Raw genomic sequence first — 18480 nt, 5'->3', positions numbered from 1 at the left:
GCGGCCGGAACGTGACGGGCTCCGCTCAGGCGCGGACGTCGGGCAGGCTCGCGCCCCGCTGCCGCTGCCAGGCGTCGCCGGCTTCGTCGTGGTCGGCGCAGCGGTCAGTCGTCGTGCTTGGCGGGGCGGGTGAGGTCGATCTCGGCCCAGACGGTCTTGCCCGTGCTGCGCTGCCGCTGGCCCCAGGAGACCGTGATCGCGTCGACGACTTCGAGGCCGTGGCCGCCGCTGTCCGACGGGGTGCGGCGGCACGCGGGGTCCAGGCAGGCGTCGTCGACCTCGAGGCAGATCCAGCCGCGTTTGCGCAGCAACCGGACCTGACGCGGGGGTTCGCCGTGCCGGAGGGCGTTCGAGGTCAGCTCGTCGAGCACCAGGACGACGTCGAGGCGCTGGTGCTCGGGCAGGTCCCGCAGCACGCGGTGGGCCCACGCCCGGACCGCGGGCAGCTCGCCGAAGTCGTCGGCGACCTCCAGCGCGACCACTCGCGGTTCGTCGTGGGTGCGTGTCGGCTGCATCGCGGCCTTGTCCTCCTTGATCACCGTTCCGCGCCTGGTGGGGGCTCGTCCCTCGGCCGGTCCGGCGCCGGGCCGTGGGTGCGACTGGCGCACCCACGACCCGGTGTGCGGTCCCGGTGCCGCCGCGTCGAGGGGGGAGTGAACGCGACGGAACCCGGGACCTCGGCCCGCTCGCGAGGGGAGAAAGCCGAGCGGGACGCACTTGCGGAATTCCCGCACCGAGCGTGGTGCGAAACCTGGCATTCCGGTGAACCGCCGGATCGGCCCGACCGCGGGTCGAAGTCCCCCTGCCCGCCGCGGATCTCTGCCCGTTGCGTCTTGTGTCCTCAATGGACGGTGGCCTTCCGGCACGCCGATGCCGGTGCCCGCGAGGCCCGGGACGGTCGGGGGGAAGCCGTCCCGGACCGCGGACACCGGCACCGGTGGTCGACGACGACCGCGCCTGTGGTCTCCGTCTGCCGAAGAAGACGCGATTCGCTGCGTGAGCGTTACAGCCGTCAAGCCCGAACGGCCGGCCCCCCGGGTACATCTCACGGTGGGAGCCGGCCGTCCGGTGACGCGATGGGCTCCTCGGCAGGACCCATCGCGGTCGGTTCGCGTCCTGCTACGCGGCTTTCGGACCTACTTCGTGTGCTGACCCGGGCGGTCGACGTCGCCGCGCCAGGCGCCGGTCTCGTGACCGTCGCGGGTTTCGATGAACTTCTTGAAGCGGTCGAGGTCACCCTGGACGCGGTGGTCGAGGATGCCGGTCTTGTCGGCGACGTTCTCGACGAAGCCCTCGGGGTCGATGTCCATCTGGACGGTGACCCGGGTGTGGGTGTTGTCGAGGCGGTGCACGGTCACGACGCCGGCGTGGTTCGGGCCGGTGTCGGACTTCCAGGCGATCCGCTCGTCGCGGTTCTGCTCGGTGATCGTGGCGTCGAACTGCTTGGTGACGCGGGCGACGCTGATGGTCCAGTGGGTGTGGGTGTCGTCCACCTGGTCGATGCGGTCGACGCCGTCCATGAACCGGGGGAAGTCGGTGAACTGCGTCCACTGGTTGTAGACGGTGCTCACATCGGCTTCGACGTCGACGGACTTGGTGATCGTGCTCATGCCGCGGTCAGCTCCTTCTCGTGGTTCCGGGTACCGCACCTGCAGTGCACGGCCACCCCACGGCTACCCGCTCGGCGGGAGAACAAACCGATCCAGATTCGATGCACGCATTTGTCCACCTACTGTGGACTCCTGGTCACGGCTCGACGCGCGCCCGCCGGCCGACGGCGAGGTCGGCCAGCCGCGCCAGCGACTCGGTGTTGCGGGGCCGCAGCAGCAGTCCCTGGACGGCCTCCGGCAGCACCTTGGCCGGCCCGCGCACGACGTGCTCGGTCATCCGGACCAGCGTCCGCGTGCCGCCGTCGTGCGGGACGAGCGTGAGGCCGACCGCGGCGGCCCCGGTCGGCCACGCCTTGGCCTCCAGCGACAGTGAGCGGCCGGTCTCGACCGCGACGACCGTGGTCTCGTCCTGCAGCTGCAGCGGCCAGGAACCGACGCTGTGGTGGATCCGGCTCCCGACGGCGGGCCAGTCCGCGTCGACGGCCCGGATGTGGGAGCTGCCCACCACCCACCCGCCGTAGGACCAGCCGTCGGCGAGTACGGCGAAAACGGTCTGCGGTGGTGCGTCGACCACCCGGCTGACCTCGGTCATGGGGCTCTCCGTTCGTTCTGCGCGAAGCCGGCCGGGTACCCCGTGCCGGGCCGTCCCACGCGGCCGCGTCCGGGAAACCGATCGGCGCGATCGGAGACCGGCGGCTACCGTGACGCCTATGGAGTCCTCGGAACCGGACCTGATCCGGGCGTTGGAGCGCGGGCTCGGTGCGTACGTTCAAGCCGTCGCCGCCGCGATCGGAGTCCCCGCGGAGGGCACGACGGTGGAGATCAGCGACACGGCCACGGCCTACCTCGGGCTGTCGCGACCCTGGCCGGGCCGCCCGCGTCACGACGTGATGCTGGTGTGGAGCGAACGCCGCGGCTGGACGGTCGCGGTGGAGACCGCGCCCATCGAGGACCCGGTCGTGCTCGCGCGCTGGCCGGGTGACGAGCTCGTCCCGCCGCCGGAGGAGGTGGCGCGCTTCGTCGACGACGCCGCCGCGGGCCGGAGTACCGGCAAGGACCGCGTCACAGCGGTCCCCGTCACCCGCCGGATCCTGGCCGAGCGCCTCGACGAGTACGTCCCGCTGCACTCCGACCAGGTGTAGCCCGGGATTTCTGTCCGCTCAAGTCTCGCGAAACCCCCCGATCCGCCGTTGTGGCCGACGTCACGCCTGTGCCACGGTCAATGCTGACAACGTTGTCTCCGAAGGGTGAGGCTCGTGGTTCGCATCGCCCGCGTGTCGCTCGTCGTCCTGCTCGCCGCCTTGGCGGTCTTCGTGCCGGTGTCTCCCGCGAGCGCGGGCACCGTGGCCGACTACCCGGAGTTCCCCTACCCGGCGACCACCTACCAGGAGCCGTTCCGGGGGCAGTTCCACTTCAGCTCGCAGGCCGGGTGGATGAACGACCCCAACGGGCTGGTCTACGCCAACGGCCTCTACCACTTCTTCTACCAGCACAACCCGCACGGGCTCGAGTGGGACACCATGCACTGGGGCCACGCCACCAGCCCGGACCTGGTGCACTGGACGCAGAAACCGATCGCGCTGGAACCCGGCGTGCACCCCGGCACCCTGTTCTCCGGCGGCGGGGTCGTCGACCGGGACAACACCTCGGGGCTGAAGACCGGCGCGCTCGACCCGATCGTCGTGTTCACCAACACCGACGGCGTCAGCGTCTACTACAGCAACGACAACGGCCGCAGCTTCCAGCCGTACGACCGGGGGCGCAAGCAGATCGAGATCCCGGCGGAGAGCCGGGACCCGAAGGTGGTCTGGGACGCCGCCCGCCACCGGTGGGCGATGGTCGTCTGGTCGAACCGGGGCGGGAACGGCGTCGACCTCTACACCTCGCCCGACCTGCTGCACTGGAGTTTCGCCAGCCGGTACGCGGCGGACTGGCTCTTCGAATGCCCGGACCTCATCCCGATGACGCTCGACGGCGTGCGGCAGTGGGTGCTGACGTCGGGGACGAGCGAGTACGTCGTCGGCTCGTTCGACGGCACGACGTTCCGCACCGACCGGCCGCAGCCGAAGAAGATGAACCAGGGCACCACGTTCGCCGGCGGCACGTTCTACGCCGCCGAGACGTTCTCGAACGCTCCGGACGGTCGCGTCGTGCAGCTGGCGTGGCAGGGCGGAAACCGCGGCAGCACCTGGACCGGTGACGCCACCTTCCCGGCGGAGCTGAAGCTCGTCGGCTCGCCCGACGGCCCGCAGATCACGCGGACGCCGGTCGCCGAGCTGGACTCGCTGCGCGCCGACAGCCGGAGCTGGCAGAACCAGACGGTGACCCCCGGGACCAACCTCTTGGGCGGGATCCTCGCCGACACCTACGAGATCACCGCGACCTTCGACGTCGCGAGCGCGACCGCCGGGCAGTTCGGCTTCGCGCTGCACAGCCGCTCCGACGGCAGCGCCGACCGGACCGTGGTCTACGACCGCGCGGCAGGCACGCTCTACGGGAAGCCGCTGGCGCCGGCCAACGGCGAGGTCAGCATGCGGCTGCTCGTGGACCGCGGCCAGCTCGAGGTCTTCGGCGACGGTGGGCGGTTCTCCGTCGCCGACAACGTGAACTTCGACTCCGCCGCGGTCAGCCAGGGCATCCGGCTGTTCGCGACCGGGGGACAGGTGCGGCTGAAGAGCGCGAAGTTCACCCGGCTCAGCACGAGCTGGGGCACGGCGCAGTCGACACTGGAGAGCACCCTCGCCGGCCCGTGGCACGCGGCGGGCGGCTCGTGGACCGACACCAGCGGCGGCAAGCAGGCCCAGGCCGGCGGCGACGCCTTCTACCTCAGCGCGAGCACCGCGGGCGACGCCGTCTACCAGGGCGACGTCCGGCTCGACACCGCGCAGGCGGCCGGGCTGACCTTCCGGGCGGCCGACGACGGCGCCGGCTACACCGCGAACATTGACACGAGCGGGGTGGTCAAGCTGTGGCGCCCCGGCCGCGACATCGCGACCTACGCCACGCCCATCGCGGCCGCCAGCACCCACCACCTGGAGGTGCGCACGGCGGGCTCCCGCATCCAGGTCCTGCTCGACCACGGCACCACACCGGTCATCGACGCGACCGACGACGTCTACGCGTCGGGCCGCTTCGGCGCGAACGCCTACCACGGCACGGCGACCGTGCAGAACCTCGACACCGGCCCCGGCGGCCTCGACGCGTTCGCCTCCGGTGCCTGGACCGCCCGGGGCGGCACCTGGACCACCACCCCGGACGGCCTGCGCGGCCGCTCGCCCGACAACGGCTTCTACCTGAGCGACCGCACCGGAACGGACTTCACCTACGACGGCGACGTCTCGGTCACCAACGGCACAGCGGCCGGCCTGACCTTCCGCGCGGCCGCCGACGGCACCGGCTACACCGCGAACGTCGACAGCAGCGGAGTGGTCAAGCTGTGGCGGCCCGGCCGCGACATCGCGACGTACGCGACGCCGATCATCGAGGGCCGCACGTACCACCTGACGGTGCGGACGACGGGCACCCGCATCCAGGTCTGGCTCGACCACGGCGCCGCCCCGATCATCGACGCCACGGACAGCACCTACGCATCGGGACGGTTCGGCGTCAACGGCTACGCCGGGAACACCCTCACCCAGCACCTCGCGATCAGCTGAGTCACCAGCCCAGCTCGGCGTCGTCCTCCTGGAACGTCCCCGTCGGCCCGTCCTCGCCGATGACGGCCATCCGGACGATGGTCCGGGCGCTGACCTCGACCGGGCGGCCGTGGGGGTTCTCGACGCCGCCGAGCATGGTCGCCGTGTAACCCGGCTCGACGGCGTTGAACTTGACCTCGGGCACCGCCCGCGCGTACTGGACCGTGAGCATCGAGACCGCTGCCTTGCTCGCGCCGTAGACGATCGCCGAGACCTGCGACGCGGGCCGCGAGGGGTCGTGGTTGGCCGAGAACGAGCCCAGCGCGCTGGAGATGTTGACGACGACCGGGTTGGCCGACCTCCGCAGCAGCGGCAGCGCCGCCTCGGTGACGCGGACGATCCCGACCGCGTTCGTGTCGAACACCGCCAGGGCCTCCGGGCCGTTGAGGGCTAGCAGGGCGATCCCGGCGTTGTTGACGAGCACGTCGAGCCCGCCCTCGAGCCGGTCGAAGGCCGCGGCGACGGACGCGTCGTCGGTGACGTCCAGCCGGACGAACCGGGCGCCGACCTCGTCGGCGGCCGCGCGGCCGTGAGCGGCGTCACGGGCGCCGAGGTAGACGGTGTGGCCGGCGGCGACGAGCTGGCGGGCGGCTTCCTTGCCGAGGCCCCGGTTGGCCCCGGTGATCAGTGTCGTGGTCATGAACCGAGCTTGCGAGGCCGACGGCGAAGTAGGCAGTCGTGCCGTTTTCGTAGGACTGCCAGGGCCAGGACAAGGCGGCCGCGGTCGCGCACACTGGAGGCGTGGAGACGTGGGAGTTCGGCCGGATGGTGCGCCGCCGGCGTGACGGCGTCGCGCCCGAGACGGCCGGGGTGCCGGTGGGCCGCCGCCGGCGGGCGACCGGCCTGCGCCGCGAAGAGCTCGCCGGCCTCGCGGGGATCTCCGCCGACTACCTGACCCGCCTCGAACAGGGGCGCGCGACCTCGCCGTCGGTGCAGGTCGTGGAGGCGCTGGCGCGCGCCCTGCGGCTGGCCGACGGCGAGCGTGACCTGCTGTTCCGGCTGGCCGGGCACGTCGCGCCCGGGCTCGACGTCGTCCCGTCGCGGATCACCCCGAGCGTCCAGCGCCTGCTCGACCGGCTGGCGCACACGCCGGTCGCCGTCTACGACGCCACCTGGACGCTCGTCGTCGCCAACGCGCCCTACGACGCGCTCATGGGGGAGACGACGGCCTGGCGCGGGATCGAGCGCAACGCCGTCTGGCGCCACCTCGCCGGCCCCGGCACCCGCGCCGTTCACACTCCCGAGGAGCACGCCGGCTTCGTGGCGCAACTGGTCGCCGACCTGCGGTTGAACGTGGCGCGCTACCCCGCCGACCGGAGCGCCGCCCGGCTCGTCGAACAGCTGTCGCGGAGCCCGCGGTTCGTCGAGCTCTGGGACGCCGGTGCTCCCGAGCCGGGCCAGGAGACGTCGAGGCACAAGGTCGTCGACCACCCGCTGGCCGGCCGCATCACCCTCGACTGCGACACGCTCGTCGTGGCCGCCGACGACCTGCGCATCATGGTCTACACGGCCGAACCGGGCACCGAGGACGCCGAGCGCCTCGACCTGGCGATCGTGCTCGGCACGCAGACGCTCGTCTGACGAAGCGTTGACCTGGGCTTCACCCGGTGTTCCCCCGCGGCGGTAGTGGTTTCGCGGCGGGGCGGGCGATACTGGCGCGGATCCCGGCCACCACACCTCCGGAGTGCTCATGACGGACGTCAACCGCAGGCGGTTCTTGCAGCTGACCGGCGGCACCGCTGCCCTTTCGGTCCTTTCGGGCAGCATCGCCCGCGCGGCGGAGATCCCCGCCCACCACCGCACGGGCACCCTGCGTGACGTCGAGCACATCGTGGTCCTGATGCAGGAGAACCGGTCGTTCGACCACTACTTCGGCACGATGCGCGGCGTCCGCGGCTTCGGCGACCCGCGGCCGGCGACACTGCAGTCCGGTAAACCCGTCTGGGCGCAGTCCGACGGCAGTCGCGACCTCCTGCCGTTCCACCCCGACGCGGACAATCTGGGCCTGCAGTTCATCCAGGACCTCCCGCACAGCTGGAACGACACGCACACGGCGTGGAACCGGGGCAAGTACGACAAGTGGGTCCCCGCCAAGGGCTCGACCACGATGGCGTACCTGACGCGCGAGGACATCCCGTTCCACTACGCGCTGGCCGACGCGTTCACGATCTGCGACGCCTACCACTGCTCGTTCATGGGCTCCACCGACCCGAACCGCTACTACATGTGGACCGGATTCACCGGCAACGACGGCACCGGCGGCGGGCCGGTCCTGGGCAACGACGAAAAGGGCTACTCCTGGACGACCTACCCCGAGCGGCTCGAGCAGGCCGGGGTGTCGTGGAAGATCTACCAGGACGTCGGCGACGGCCTCGACGCCGCCGGCGGCTGGGGCTGGATCGACGACGCCTACCGCGGCAACTACGGCGACAACTCGTTGCTGTACTTCAACTCCTTCCGCAACGCCAAGCCCGGCGACCCGCTCTACGACAAGGCCCGCACCGGCACGAACGCGAAGGCGGGCGACGGCTACTTCGACCGGCTGCGTGCCGACGTCAAGGCCGGGACGCTGCCGCAGGTCTCGTGGATCACGGCGCCGGAGGCGTTCTGCGAACACCCGAACTGGCCGGTGAACTACGGCGCCTGGTACCTGGCGCAGGTGCTCGACGCGCTCACCGCGAACCCGGAGGTCTGGAGCAAGACCGCGCTGCTGGTCACCTACGACGAGAACGACGGCTTCTTCGACCACGTGCTCCCGCCGTACGCGACGGCCGGGCAGTCCACTGTGGACACGACCGGCGAGATCTTCGCGGGGTCGGCCGCGAACCCGGGCGGCCCGTACGGCCTCGGCCAGCGCGTGCCGATGATGGTCGTGTCGCCGTGGAGCAAGGGCGGCTGGGTGTGTTCGGAGACGTTCGACCACACGTCGATCATCCGGTTCATCGAACGGCGGTTCGGGGTGCGGGAACCGAACATCACGCCGTGGCGCCGCTCGGTCTGCGGCGATCTGACGTCGGCGTTCGACTTCGCGCGCACCGACACCCACGTGCCACGGCTGCCGGACACGGCCGCCTACCAGCCGCCGGACCGCGAGCGGCACCCGGACTACGTGCCCGCGGTGCCCGCGAAGGGCGTGCTGCCCAAGCAGGAACGCGGGTTGCGGCCGGCACGGGCGCTGCCGTACGACCTGGCGGCCGAGGCGCGGGTGCACGGTGACCAGCTGACGCTGACATTCGCCAACCACGGCCGGGCGGGCGCGGCGTTCGTCGTGACGTCGCCCGCGGCCGACCCGCGGACCTACACCGTGGGCGCGGGCCGCTCGCTGTCCGGCGCGCTGCCCGCGGCCGGCGGGTACGACTTCACCGCCCACGGCCCGAACAGCTTCCTGCGGCAGTTCCGGGGCGCCACGCCCGGGCCCGAGGTGAGCCTGCGCGAGGACGGCGGGTGCGTCGAGCTGACCCTGACCAACACCGGGCCCGCCACCGTGCGGCTGACGATCACGGACGCCTACGGGCGGCGCTCGACGACCCGGCGGCTGCGGCCGGGCGCGCGGGTCGTCGAACGGGTGGACACCGGGCGGAGCAACGACTGGTACGACGTCTCCGTGACGTCGGACCAGGACCCGAAGTTCCTGCGCCGGCTGGCCGGGCACGTCGAGACCGGCCGCCCCGGCACCAGCGACCCGGCGATCCTGACGCGGTGAGCCGATAGCGCTGTCCTGCCGGACAGGATGCCGGTCATGCCTTGACGGGTATGACCGGCGTCACGTAACTTCCGCCGTGTCTTGAATCGTTTCAATCCACGGTCGGGGGATCAACGGTGATCGAAAACGACCCGGTACGCGCCACGTCGATCGGCGGGGAGTTCCGGCTGTCCCGGCGGCGCGCGCTCGCGCTCGCCTCGGCCGCGGCCATCGCCGGCACGGCCGGCGGGTGGCCGATCGCCTACGCCGCAGCGGAAACCGACGGCGCGGCGGGCCGGTTCGCCGACCCGCGCCCGGACTCGCGGCCCACGGTGCTGTGGTTCTGGAACGGCACCGTCACCACCGCGCTGGTGGCCGACGGGCTGGCGGACCTGCGCGACAAGGGCGTGCACGAAGTCCTGGTCTTCCCGTTCGACACGGCCGCGCTGAAACCGGCGTTCTTCACCGAAGACTGGTTCACGATCATCGAGTTCACCCTGCGCGAGGCGCAGCGCCACGGCATGCACCTGTGGCTGTTCAACGACGACTACTTCCCGAGCGGCCGCGCCGGTGGGCTGGTCGTCGACGGCGGGAAGGTCGGCGACCGCGTCTACCCGCCGCGGCCGGACCTGCGCCTCAAGGGCGTCGGGCACCAGCTCCTGACCGTTCCCGGCGGCGAGCCGGTGCCGCTGGTGAGCCGGGGACTCTCGGTGTCGGGCGGGCGGTTGCTGGTCGACGCCGCGGCCCGCGACGGCGTCACCCTGCTGCGCGAGGGTGCCGGGTGGCAGGACTACGACGTCGTGGCGGAGGTCCGCGTGGACAGCGCGACCGCCGGGCTCATGGTGCGCAGCACCGACGCGGACAACGGCGTCCTCGCCGACCTGCGCACCGACGGCGCCGTCGACGTCTGGCAGCAGACCGGCGGCGCGTTCACCCAGCTCCGGGGCGGTACTCCGGTCCCGGGCTTCGACCCCGCCGCGGACCACGAGCTGGCCGTGCGCGTCCGCGGAACGAGTTTGACCGTGACGCTGGACGGCGTCGCGCAGCCCGCGGTGGACGGTCTCGAGTACCCGACCGGCCGGGTGGGCGTGCGCTCGGTGGCGTCCCAGCGGTCGTCGTGGGACAGCCTGACCGTGCGCGACGCGACCGGTGCCGTTCTCTACACGGAGACGTTCGACAGTGCCGCCGCGCTCGACGGGTTCGACCTGCCCGCGACCGGCGTGCCGCTGGTCGCCGCGGCGGCCCGGCCGGCGTCCTCGACGGACCCCGCCGCGCTGGTGGACCTGACCGCGCAGGCCCGCGCGGGCGGCACGTGGACGCCGCCCGCCGGGACCTGGCAGCTGGACCTGTTCACCGTCCGCGACCTGAGCACCCCCACCGGCACCGGCCGGGCCTACCTCGACCTGCTTGACGACGAAGCCGTGCGGCTGTTCCTCGACGCCGTGCCGGGGGAGTACGTGCGCCGCTTCCCGTGGGCGCCGGGCGCGGTCCTGCGCGGCTTCGCCGACGACGAGCCCTATCTCGCTTCGGCCGACGGGCCGTTCAACACGGTGCCCTGGTCGCCCACGCTGGACGCGGAATTGCACGCGCTCGGGACGTCGCCGGGCATCGCGCTGACCGCGGTGCACGACGCCGGGCTCGGCGACGGCGGTCTGCGGCTGCGTGGGCTCTTCTGGCGCGCGGTGAGCAACCGGTTCGCGGCCGCGTACTACAAGAGCCAGGGCCAGTGGCTGGGCGCACGCGGGTTGAAACTGATCTCCAACCCGCTGTGGGACGAGTACGGCCCGGGTGAGCAGCTGCGCAGCTCCGGCAACCTGAACACGAACAACCAGTGGGCGCAGGTGCCGGGCACCGACCTGATCTTCGACCACTACCAGCGCGGTTACCACCGCACGCTGTCGCGCTGGCCGGCCAGCACCGCGCACCAGCTCGGGCTGGAGCGCGTCTACCTGGAGGCGATGGGCGGCACCGGCTGGCCGGTCACGCCGTCGTTCGTCCGCGAGGTGGTCGGTGCGTTCGCCGTGCGCGGGGTCAACCACACGCTGCTGCACGCGCGGTTCAGCGACGAGAACCAGATCGTCTACCCGCCGCCGTTCCAGCCGGCCAACCCGTGGTGGGCGGTGTCCGCGCCGCTGAACGACTGGATCGGCCGGCTGATGGAAGCGTGCCGCGCGCCGGCCCGTGCCCGCACCGCGTTGCTGCAGCCGCAGCGCGCCGTCGAGTCCACACAGGACACTCCGGCGATGGCCGACCTCGACACGGCGTTCCTGACCGCCGCCCACGCGCTGGAGGACGTCCAGGTCGACTTCGACTTCCTCGACGAAGGCGCGCTCGACGCCGACCCCGCGCTGCGGACGCACGCCCAGCCGACCGGCTCGAAGCTGGTCGTCGGGCAGCAGGCGTACGGGATCGTCGTAGTGCCCCGGACGCCGATCCTCGCGGTCGGGACCGTGCGGACGCTGATCCGGTTCGTCCGCGGCGGCGGCACGATGGTCGTCGTCGGCGAACCGCCGAGCCGGGAGGCCGGCGGGAACGACGCGGGCCTGCGGGCCGCGCTGGCCGAGTTGTTCACCGCACATACGGCGGTGCGGGCGGCCGACCCGGTGGCGGCCGCGACCGCGGTGGCCGCCGCGGGTGGCGCGGCGGCGACGCTGGAGCCGCGCCACGACGACGTCCGGGTGCTGCGCCTGGAAAGTGCCGGCCGGCCGATGTTCGTCGTGCTCAACGAGCGCGCCGACGCCGTGGAGCTGACCGCGACGTTCCCGGCGACCGGCGTACCCGAGGTGTGGGACCCCGACACCGGCACCACGGCACCGGTGGGCGTCTGGCGGCGAGCGGCGTCCGGGAGCACGGCGACCGTCCTGCGCCTGGAACCGAAAGCCACGCTGCTGGTCGTGTTCCGCGCGGGAGCGGAGCCCGCGCACGCGGTGAGCGCGTCGGCTCCGGTGGAGCGGGTGCGCGCCGACGGCCGGGCCGCGACTTTGCGCGTGATCGCCCCGGGTCCGGTCGGCGTTACCGTGAATTCGGGCGGCCGGACGCTTTCCGGAACGGCCACGGTTTCCGATCCGCTCACGGCCATTCCGTTCGGCGGGGACTGGGTGTTCCGCTTCGATCGTCCGGACGCGTCGACGATTTCGCGCCCCTTGCGTTCCTGGACCGACGTGGACCCGGCGTATTCGGGATCGGCTTGGTACGAAAAGGACTTCGATGTCACGGCGGCGACGTTGTCCGATCGCAAGTGGACGCTTGACCTCGGCGAAGTCCACGAGGTGGCCGAAATCGAGGTCAACGGGAACCGGCTCGGATCCCGGTTGTGGGCGCCGTACCGAGTGGACGTCACGGCCGCGCTGCGCGCCGGCCGCAACAAAGTACGGGTGCGGGTCACCAACACCGGGGCGAACGCGCGGGGCGAGGTGCTCGCGTCCGGCCTGATCGGTCCGGTGAACCTGCGGCCGCACCGCCTCGTCGACGTCGCGTTGGCCCGGCACTGACGGCGGTCTGCGGCATTCGGACGCAGCCGCGGGAGCAATCAGTCCAACACAATTCCGTGACGAGGAATCCGCGAATGTGATACATTGTCCTTTAGGGACGGTGCGCAGGCTTCCCGCCTCTACTTATCCGCCACGAGCGGACATCGAGTGGTGTAGACGACCGGCGGCCGGATTGGTTACGGCTCGTGGACGTGTCGATCAGTTGAGATTGCTCACTGCGGTTTCCGGCCGTATCCGGTTTTCGATGGGGCCTTCCGGTGCATTCCTAGGAAGTCGAATTCGGACTTCGAAAGGAGCACAACAGTGAGAATCGGAAAGCTCGGCCGCTCCGCGGTCGTCGCCCTGCTGGTCACGGCTCTCGTCGGCTTCTTCGCCGGTGCGGGCACGGCTTCCGCGGCTCCGGCCCCGGCGGCCCAGGCCGCTCCGGCGCTGACCGCGCCGATCACCGGCACGTTCACCGACGCGTCGGGCGGCACCGGCACGGCGGTCGGCAGCTTCACGCCGACCGGTTTCACCACCGATGGCACCAGCACTCTCGCCAACGGCGTCGCCGACCTGACCATGGTCGACTCCGCCGGCCAGCAGGTCGGCACCGTTTCCCAGGCCGTCACCGTTCCGGTCGGCGTCGCCGCGGCGTCCTGCCAGATCCTCGACCTGGTGCTCGGCCCGCTCGACCTGAACCTGCTCGGCCTGGTCGTGCACCTGAACCAGGTGCACCTGAACATCACGGCCGACGCCGGTCCCGGCAACCTGCTGGGCAACCTCCTGTGCGCGATCGCGGGCCTGCTCGACCCGGGCCCCTTGAGCAACCTGCAGGCGCTGGTCAACCTGCTGAACCAGATCCTCGCGATCCTCGGCGGCTGACCTTCCACATCGGACACCCCGGCTGGACCGGAGTGACGGAACGGCCCACCCGGAAACCCCGGGTGGGCCGTCGTCGCGTGCGCTACTCCGTCGAGAAGTCCGCCATCATCGCCATGTCCTCGTGTTCCAGGTTGTGGCAGTGCAGCATGTACCGGCCCGCGTAGTCGGTGAACTTCACCGCCACCTCGACCGCCTCCGACGGGCGGACGTCGACGGTGTCCTTCCAGCCCGCGTCGTAGGGGCCCGGCGCGTGGCCGTTGCGGCTCAGCACCTGGAAGTGGTTCAGGTGCAGGTGCACCGGGTGGTGGACGTCGCTCGTGAAGCGCCAGATCTCCGTCGTGCCCAGCTTGGCGCGGGCCAGGTCGCGGCCCGGCGTGTACGGGGCGCCGTTGATCGTCCAGGAACCCGACGACTTCTGGAACAGGAAGTCCCGCGTCACCGTGGCACTGGTCCGGTTCAGGACGGCGATCTCCGACAGCTTCGCCGGGACGTGGCTGTCGTCGGCCACCCGGCCGTCGGTGCCGACGTCGAAGCACATCACCTCGGCCGTCGCGCCGGAGCCGAGCTTGTTGACGAGCCGGACGCGGGTGCCCGGCGCGTAGCGGGCGAAGTCGATCACGACGTCGAAGCGTTCGGCGGGGGAGACGTCGATGCTGTCGTGCGTCAGCGGGCTCGCCAGCAGGCCGCCGTCGCCGCCGATCTGGACCAGGGCGCCGCCGCCCGGCGGCTGTGGGTCGAGCGCCAGCGAATACCGGCGGGCGTTGGAGCCGTTGAGGATCCGGAAGCGGTACCGGGCGCGGTCGGCGCGCAGCACCGGCCACGGCGCGCCGTTGACGAGGATGACGTCGCCGAGCACGCCGTCCATGTAGGCCGGCGAGACGCCGGGAAGCTGCTGCCCGCCGGCGAGCGCGGGGTAGGTGAAACTGCCGTCCGCGCCGAACGACCGGTCGCAGATCATCAGCGGGATGTCCCGTTTTCCTTGTGGCAACGGCAAAGCCGCTTCTTCGTCGTCCGTCACGAGGTGGAAGCCGGCCAGGCCCCGCCAGACGTTGGCGGCGGTGAAGCCCATCCGGTGGTCGTGGTACCAGAGCGTCGCGGCGCGCTGGTCGAGCGGGTACGTGTGGGTCCGGCTGGTCTGCCCGCCGCCGGTGTCGATCTTCGCCATGTCCGCCATCGCCGACATCGCCGCCATGCCCGGCGCGGGGCTCGTCTGCTCGCCGCCGACGGGGTGCACGAGCTCGGTGGGGTAGCCGTCGCTGTCGGCCGGGGTGTGCCCGCCGTGCAGGTGCACCACGGTCGGGTGCGGCAGCTGGTTGGTGTGCTTCACGACGGCTTTGCGCCCGGCGGGTGTGCTCAAGGTGGGGCCGGGAAAGCTGCCTTGGTAGGTCCACGCCTCGGTGGTCAGCCCGGGCAGGATGCCCAGCGACGCCGGCCGCTGGACGATCTCGTAGAAGTCCGTCGTCGCGTCGGAGCGCACCGGCGCGAGCACCGGCGGGATCGGCAGTTCGGCGCGGAACGCCGTCGGCACGGGGGCGCGGCTCGACAGCAGCAGCCCGGGCTGGCCGTCGGCGAACAGCTCGCGCAGGAACGGCGTGCCGGCGACGGCGAGCGCACCGGCGCCGGCCAGGGCCACGGTACCGACGCCGAGGAACCGGCGGCGGCTCATCCCGGGGCTCACGCCGGGACCCCGGCGTAGCGCGCCACCGGCTGCTTCGCCCACGAGAGCATGACGATCCGCACGACGAGGTAGAGCAGCACCGCGCCGAGCGGCACGTGGACGACCAGGTCCCGGGTGAAGCCCAGCACGATCTGCGCGGCGCAGAGCACGAGCGCCAGCGCGGCGAACAGGGCGGGGCGGCCCGGCCCGCGGCCCCCGCGCCACACGACCAGCGCCGCCGGCAGCGTCGGCAGCAGGGCCAGCGCGAAGAGCATGCCCGACATGCGGTGTGCGGACAGCATCGAATAGTGGCCCTGCAGGAAGGCGCCGGCCAGCACCGGCTGCAGGCAGGCGAGCACGGCCGCCACGACGGCGCTCGCCCGGAGCAGCAGGAGCGCGCCGCGGCTGATCGGGTTGTGGACAGGGTCCATCACAAGACTCGTTTCTCCGTGGGGACTTCGGGAGGAAGCAACCAGTCTTCGGTCACTGAAAAATTACTGTAGCAGAAAATATCTGGGCGGTGCACTAAGCTGGAGTCATGAGTCCGCGAACGGTGAACTGGGCGGCCTCGCGCACCCGGCGCAACGGGGAGCCCGAGGTCGAGGGACTGCGCGAGCGCAAGAAGCGGCTGATGCGCCAGCAGCTCTCGGACACGGCGACGGAGATGTTCGTCGAGCGGGGTTTCGACGCCGTGCGCGTGGCGGAGATCGCCGAGGCGTGCGGGGTGTCGGAGAAGACCGTCTTCAACTACTTCCCGACCAAGGAGTCGCTGATCCTCGACCACCCGGACGCGGCGCTGACCGCGCTGCGGACCGACCTGGCCGAGCCCGGCGTGTCCCCGGTCGAAGCGACGTTGCGGATCCTCGCGGAGGAGCGCGCGGCCGTCCTGTCCTGGCTCGCGGAGCAGGACGATCCGGCCGAGGCGATCGCGAAGTCCCGGCGGTTCGGGCTGCTGATCGCGACCACGCCGGCCCTGCGCGCGCACCGCCTGGAGATGACCGAACAGCTCGTCGTGGTGGCCGCCGAGGCGCTGGCCGAGCGGGCCGGCACCACCCCGGACGACCCGGAACCGCGGGTGCTGGCGACCGCGCTCGTCGCGCTCTGGCAGATCCAGTTCCGGTCGATGGCCAAGCACCTCGACGTCACCCGCACCGCGGAGGAGGTCGAGGACCTGGTCGCGGCCGACGTCGGGCGCGCGGCGGGACTCGTCGAAGCCGGGCTCGCGGCCCTCCCGGAGTTCGCGGGAGAGGCCTGAGCTACTTCGTGGTCGAGCGCCGCCGGGCGACGTGGTGCGCGACGGCGGTCGCGACGCCGACCGCGGTGAAGACGCCGGTGGCGACCGGGCTCAGGAACTTCGACAGGCTCGGCGCGTCGCTCGGGCCGAGCAGCCAGAACGCGAGCGACCCGGCGTAGACCGCGGTGAGGGCGGCGGTCGGCCAGCGGACGGCGTGCAGGCGGGGTTCGCGCAGCGTGCCGATCAGCACGACGATGATCGGGATCCCGGCGAGCAGGGCGAACTGACCGGCGACGAAGACCGGGACGGCCCAGGCCGCGACGAGGACGGCGAGTGAGGTCTTGCGGGCGGTGGCGGTGGTCATCGGTTTCTCCTGACGGTCGTGGGGTTTCAGCGGGCTTCGGCGGTCGTCTTGAGTGCGGCCAGCCAGGCGTCGAGGCCCGGGGCGAGGTACTGGATGGCGGTGGCCGGGTCGGCTTCGATCTGCTTGCCGGTCCAGCTCTCCTCGGTGCGGACGAGGACGCCGCCGCGGACCGGCGTGAAGTTCCAGACGTGGACGCCGCGGTCGATGCTCAGGCCGTCGCCGATCGCCGGCCCGGTCCAGCGGATGCACCGGCCGGGCGTGACCTGCTGGACGGTCGAGGTGATGACGAGGGTCGTCGCGGGCGTGGTGGGCGTGGCCGGTGCCGGGGTGGTCCACCGGAACCGTGAGCCCGGCCGCAGCGGGCCCGGGTCGAGCCGCTTCACGCTGGTGACGGCGTTCTGCCAGGACGGCCAGCTCTCGACGGCGGTGTGCAGTTTCCAGACGGTGCTCAAGGGCGCCTTGATCAGCGTCTCGGTCCGGTAGTGGAGCTGGGCGGCGGCGTCGATGCCCACGCCGTGGCAGGTCAGGCTCGTCGCCGCTTCGGCCGGGGTGGCGGCGGTGACGCCGAAGATCCCGGCGGCGGCCAGCGGGATCGCGATCAGTGCGGAACGGAAGCTCATCGGAAACTCCTTGTTAGTGGTCGTCGTGTTGGTTAGAAGCTATAACTAAGCCTGCGTGAGTGTCAATAGGAAAAGTGATAGCCTCTAACTCATGACGGATCCAGCTGGTCAGGGCCCACGTGAGCGGTACCGGGCTCAGGTGCGCGCGGAGATCAAGCAGCACGCGTGGGAGCAGATCGCCGAGGCGGGCGTGCCGGCGTTGTCGCTCAACGCGATCGCCAAGAAGGTGGGTATGAGCGGCCCCGCGCTGTACCGGTACTTCGCGAGCCGCGACGAGCTGATCACCGCCCTGATCCGCGACGCCTACCGAAGCCTCGCCGACACGGTCCGGGCAGCCCACTCCGCAGGCGCGGACCTGGCCTCGCTGGCCCGGGTCGTACGGGACTGGGCTCGAAGCGACCCGCAGCGGTATTTCCTCATCTACGGCACCCCGGTCCCGGGCTACCACGCACCGGACGACATCACGGCGATCTCGTTCGAGGTCATGACGGTGCTCCTCGACGCGGCTGGCGCGCTACCGGAGGACAAGCCGTCAACCCCATTCGACAAGCACCTGGAGACCCACCGCGACTGGGCTTTGGACCATCCGGCCGGCGCCGAGACGCTGCACCGCGCACTGGCGTTCTGGACGCGCCTGCACGGCGTGCTGTCCCTGGAACTGGCGGGCCACTTCGCGGGCATGAAGTTCGACCCGGACCTGCTGATCGACGAGGAACTCAAGGCCCTGCTGGAAAAGTAACCGGTGCGGCTTGCGCACGGCGGCCGCGGTCGTGAGTGTTTAGGAGGGTTAGAACCCTCCTAAACACTCACGACAACCCGCGGCAGAGCTCGACGGCCGGGAGGTCGGACCCGGCGGCCTCGCGGAAGGGCTGGCGAACATGCCCGACCGGCGCGGCCGACTCGCCGACCAGCGGCCAACTCGTTGCCGGGAGCGGAAAGGCGCGCCACCGCACGGGGGCTGGTCGGCTGCCCAGGGCAAAGCCGTGAGGGGCACCTTCATGGCTTTTATGTCCCTGAGGGTGCCCCTTATGACAGGCCGGTCCGACGGCCCGCGGCAGACGCGCTGCCGGGAGCGGGCAACGTGCGACCTGAGTGGCCAGCACGTTGACCGGGCGACCCGGGGTCAGGGCTAGACGCAATGCCGGTCGTTTAGAACGCCGCATGGCCGGTAACCTGCCCACTTGTGGATTTTGAGACAGGTGGTGCCGGCGCCAGTCTGGCCGACCAGGCGGCGATCGGCGTGCTGACCCGGACGTTCCCGCC

16 protein-coding genes are annotated in these 18480 nt (G+C 71.6%); 8 read left to right on the top strand and 8 right to left on the bottom strand.

The features are described from left to right. Window positions 1-104: 104 nt before the first annotated feature. The 3 genes from ACLJQZ_RS42050 to ACLJQZ_RS42040 form a co-directional block, all read right to left on the bottom strand. Window positions 105-539: an ATP-binding protein gene (locus tag ACLJQZ_RS42050; protein ID WP_410626596.1), complete on the bottom strand. Its 435-nt coding sequence runs from the start codon at window positions 537-539 to the stop codon at window positions 105-107. 597 nt (window positions 540-1136) lie between these two features. Then, window positions 1137-1610, bottom strand: a complete 474-nt coding sequence (locus ACLJQZ_RS42045; protein ID WP_410626594.1) for an SRPBCC family protein — start codon at window positions 1608-1610, stop codon at window positions 1137-1139. A 136-nt stretch (window positions 1611-1746) separates the two neighbouring features. Then, entirely contained in the window at window positions 1747-2202 is a 456-nt protein-coding gene (locus ACLJQZ_RS42040) for an SRPBCC family protein (RefSeq protein WP_410626593.1), read from the bottom strand. A gap of 118 nt (window positions 2203-2320) precedes the next feature. On the opposite strand from ACLJQZ_RS42040, the gene ACLJQZ_RS42035 reads away from it, so the two are divergent. Next, window positions 2321-2752: a DUF6292 family protein gene (locus ACLJQZ_RS42035; RefSeq protein ID WP_410626591.1), complete on the top strand. Its 432-nt coding sequence runs from the start codon at window positions 2321-2323 to the stop codon at window positions 2750-2752. A gap of 114 nt (window positions 2753-2866) precedes the next feature. Then, the gene (locus tag ACLJQZ_RS42030) at window positions 2867-5266 is read left to right on the top strand and encodes a glycoside hydrolase family 32 protein (protein ID WP_410626589.1); all 2400 of its coding nucleotides are present in this window, start codon (window positions 2867-2869) and stop codon (window positions 5264-5266) included. Window position 5267: 1 nt separating this feature from the next. Here the strand turns inward: ACLJQZ_RS42030 and ACLJQZ_RS42025 are convergent, their stop codons facing one another. Next, window positions 5268-5945, bottom strand: a complete 678-nt coding sequence (locus tag ACLJQZ_RS42025) for an SDR family NAD(P)-dependent oxidoreductase (RefSeq protein ID WP_410626588.1) — start codon at window positions 5943-5945, stop codon at window positions 5268-5270. A 101-nt stretch (window positions 5946-6046) separates the two neighbouring features. Here ACLJQZ_RS42025 and ACLJQZ_RS42020 point away from each other — a divergent pair, with 101 nt between their 5' ends. The 4 genes from ACLJQZ_RS42020 to ACLJQZ_RS42005 all read left to right on the top strand — a co-directional run bounded on the left by ACLJQZ_RS42020 (window position 6047) and on the right by ACLJQZ_RS42005 (window position 13342). Continuing rightward, window positions 6047-6886, top strand: coding sequence for a helix-turn-helix transcriptional regulator (locus tag ACLJQZ_RS42020; protein WP_410626586.1), 840 nt, complete (start codon window positions 6047-6049; stop codon window positions 6884-6886). A gap of 109 nt (window positions 6887-6995) precedes the next feature. Then, window positions 6996-9008, top strand: coding sequence for a phosphocholine-specific phospholipase C (locus tag ACLJQZ_RS42015; RefSeq protein ID WP_410626585.1), 2013 nt, complete (start codon window positions 6996-6998; stop codon window positions 9006-9008). Window positions 9009-9124: 116 nt separating this feature from the next. Then, window positions 9125-12478 carry a glycosylhydrolase-like jelly roll fold domain-containing protein gene (locus tag ACLJQZ_RS42010; RefSeq protein WP_410626583.1) on the top strand — a complete coding sequence of 1118 codons (3354 nt, stop codon included), beginning with the start codon at window positions 9125-9127 and terminating at the stop codon, window positions 12476-12478. A 303-nt stretch (window positions 12479-12781) separates the two neighbouring features. Beyond that, entirely contained in the window at window positions 12782-13342 is a 561-nt protein-coding gene (locus tag ACLJQZ_RS42005; RefSeq protein WP_410626582.1) for a hypothetical protein, read from the top strand. An 82-nt stretch (window positions 13343-13424) separates the two neighbouring features. Here the strand turns inward: ACLJQZ_RS42005 and ACLJQZ_RS42000 are convergent, their stop codons facing one another. Then, the gene (locus ACLJQZ_RS42000; protein WP_410626581.1) at window positions 13425-15020 is read right to left on the bottom strand and encodes a multicopper oxidase family protein; all 1596 of its coding nucleotides are present in this window, start codon (window positions 15018-15020) and stop codon (window positions 13425-13427) included. After that, on the bottom strand, window positions 15017-15430 hold the full coding sequence (locus ACLJQZ_RS41995; RefSeq protein ID WP_410626579.1) for a hypothetical protein: 414 nt from the start codon (window positions 15428-15430) through the stop codon (window positions 15017-15019). The genes ACLJQZ_RS42000 and ACLJQZ_RS41995 overlap by 4 nt, the downstream gene beginning before the upstream one ends. A gap of 107 nt (window positions 15431-15537) precedes the next feature. Here ACLJQZ_RS41995 and ACLJQZ_RS41990 point away from each other — a divergent pair, with 107 nt between their 5' ends. Next, window positions 15538-16254 carry a TetR family transcriptional regulator gene (locus ACLJQZ_RS41990; RefSeq protein ID WP_410626578.1) on the top strand — a complete coding sequence of 239 codons (717 nt, stop codon included), beginning with the start codon at window positions 15538-15540 and terminating at the stop codon, window positions 16252-16254. Between the two features lies 1 nt (window position 16255). On the opposite strand, the gene ACLJQZ_RS41985 is transcribed toward ACLJQZ_RS41990, so the two are convergent. Beyond that, complete coding sequence (locus ACLJQZ_RS41985) at window positions 16256-16597, bottom strand: hypothetical protein (RefSeq protein ID WP_410626577.1); 342 nt, start codon at window positions 16595-16597, stop codon at window positions 16256-16258. 26 nt (window positions 16598-16623) lie between these two features. After that, entirely contained in the window at window positions 16624-17217 is a 594-nt protein-coding gene (locus tag ACLJQZ_RS41980) for an SRPBCC family protein (protein ID WP_410626576.1), read from the bottom strand. 91 nt (window positions 17218-17308) lie between these two features. Here ACLJQZ_RS41980 and ACLJQZ_RS41975 point away from each other — a divergent pair, with 91 nt between their 5' ends. Further along, entirely contained in the window at window positions 17309-17956 is a 648-nt protein-coding gene (locus tag ACLJQZ_RS41975; RefSeq protein WP_410626575.1) for a TetR/AcrR family transcriptional regulator, read from the top strand. Window positions 17957-18480 lie beyond the last annotated feature (524 nt).

This window comes from Amycolatopsis sp. cmx-8-4 (assembly GCF_046548675.1).
Lineage (GTDB): Bacteria > Actinomycetota > Actinomycetes > Mycobacteriales > Pseudonocardiaceae > Amycolatopsis.
This window is presented reverse-complemented; position numbering and strand designations above follow the sequence as displayed.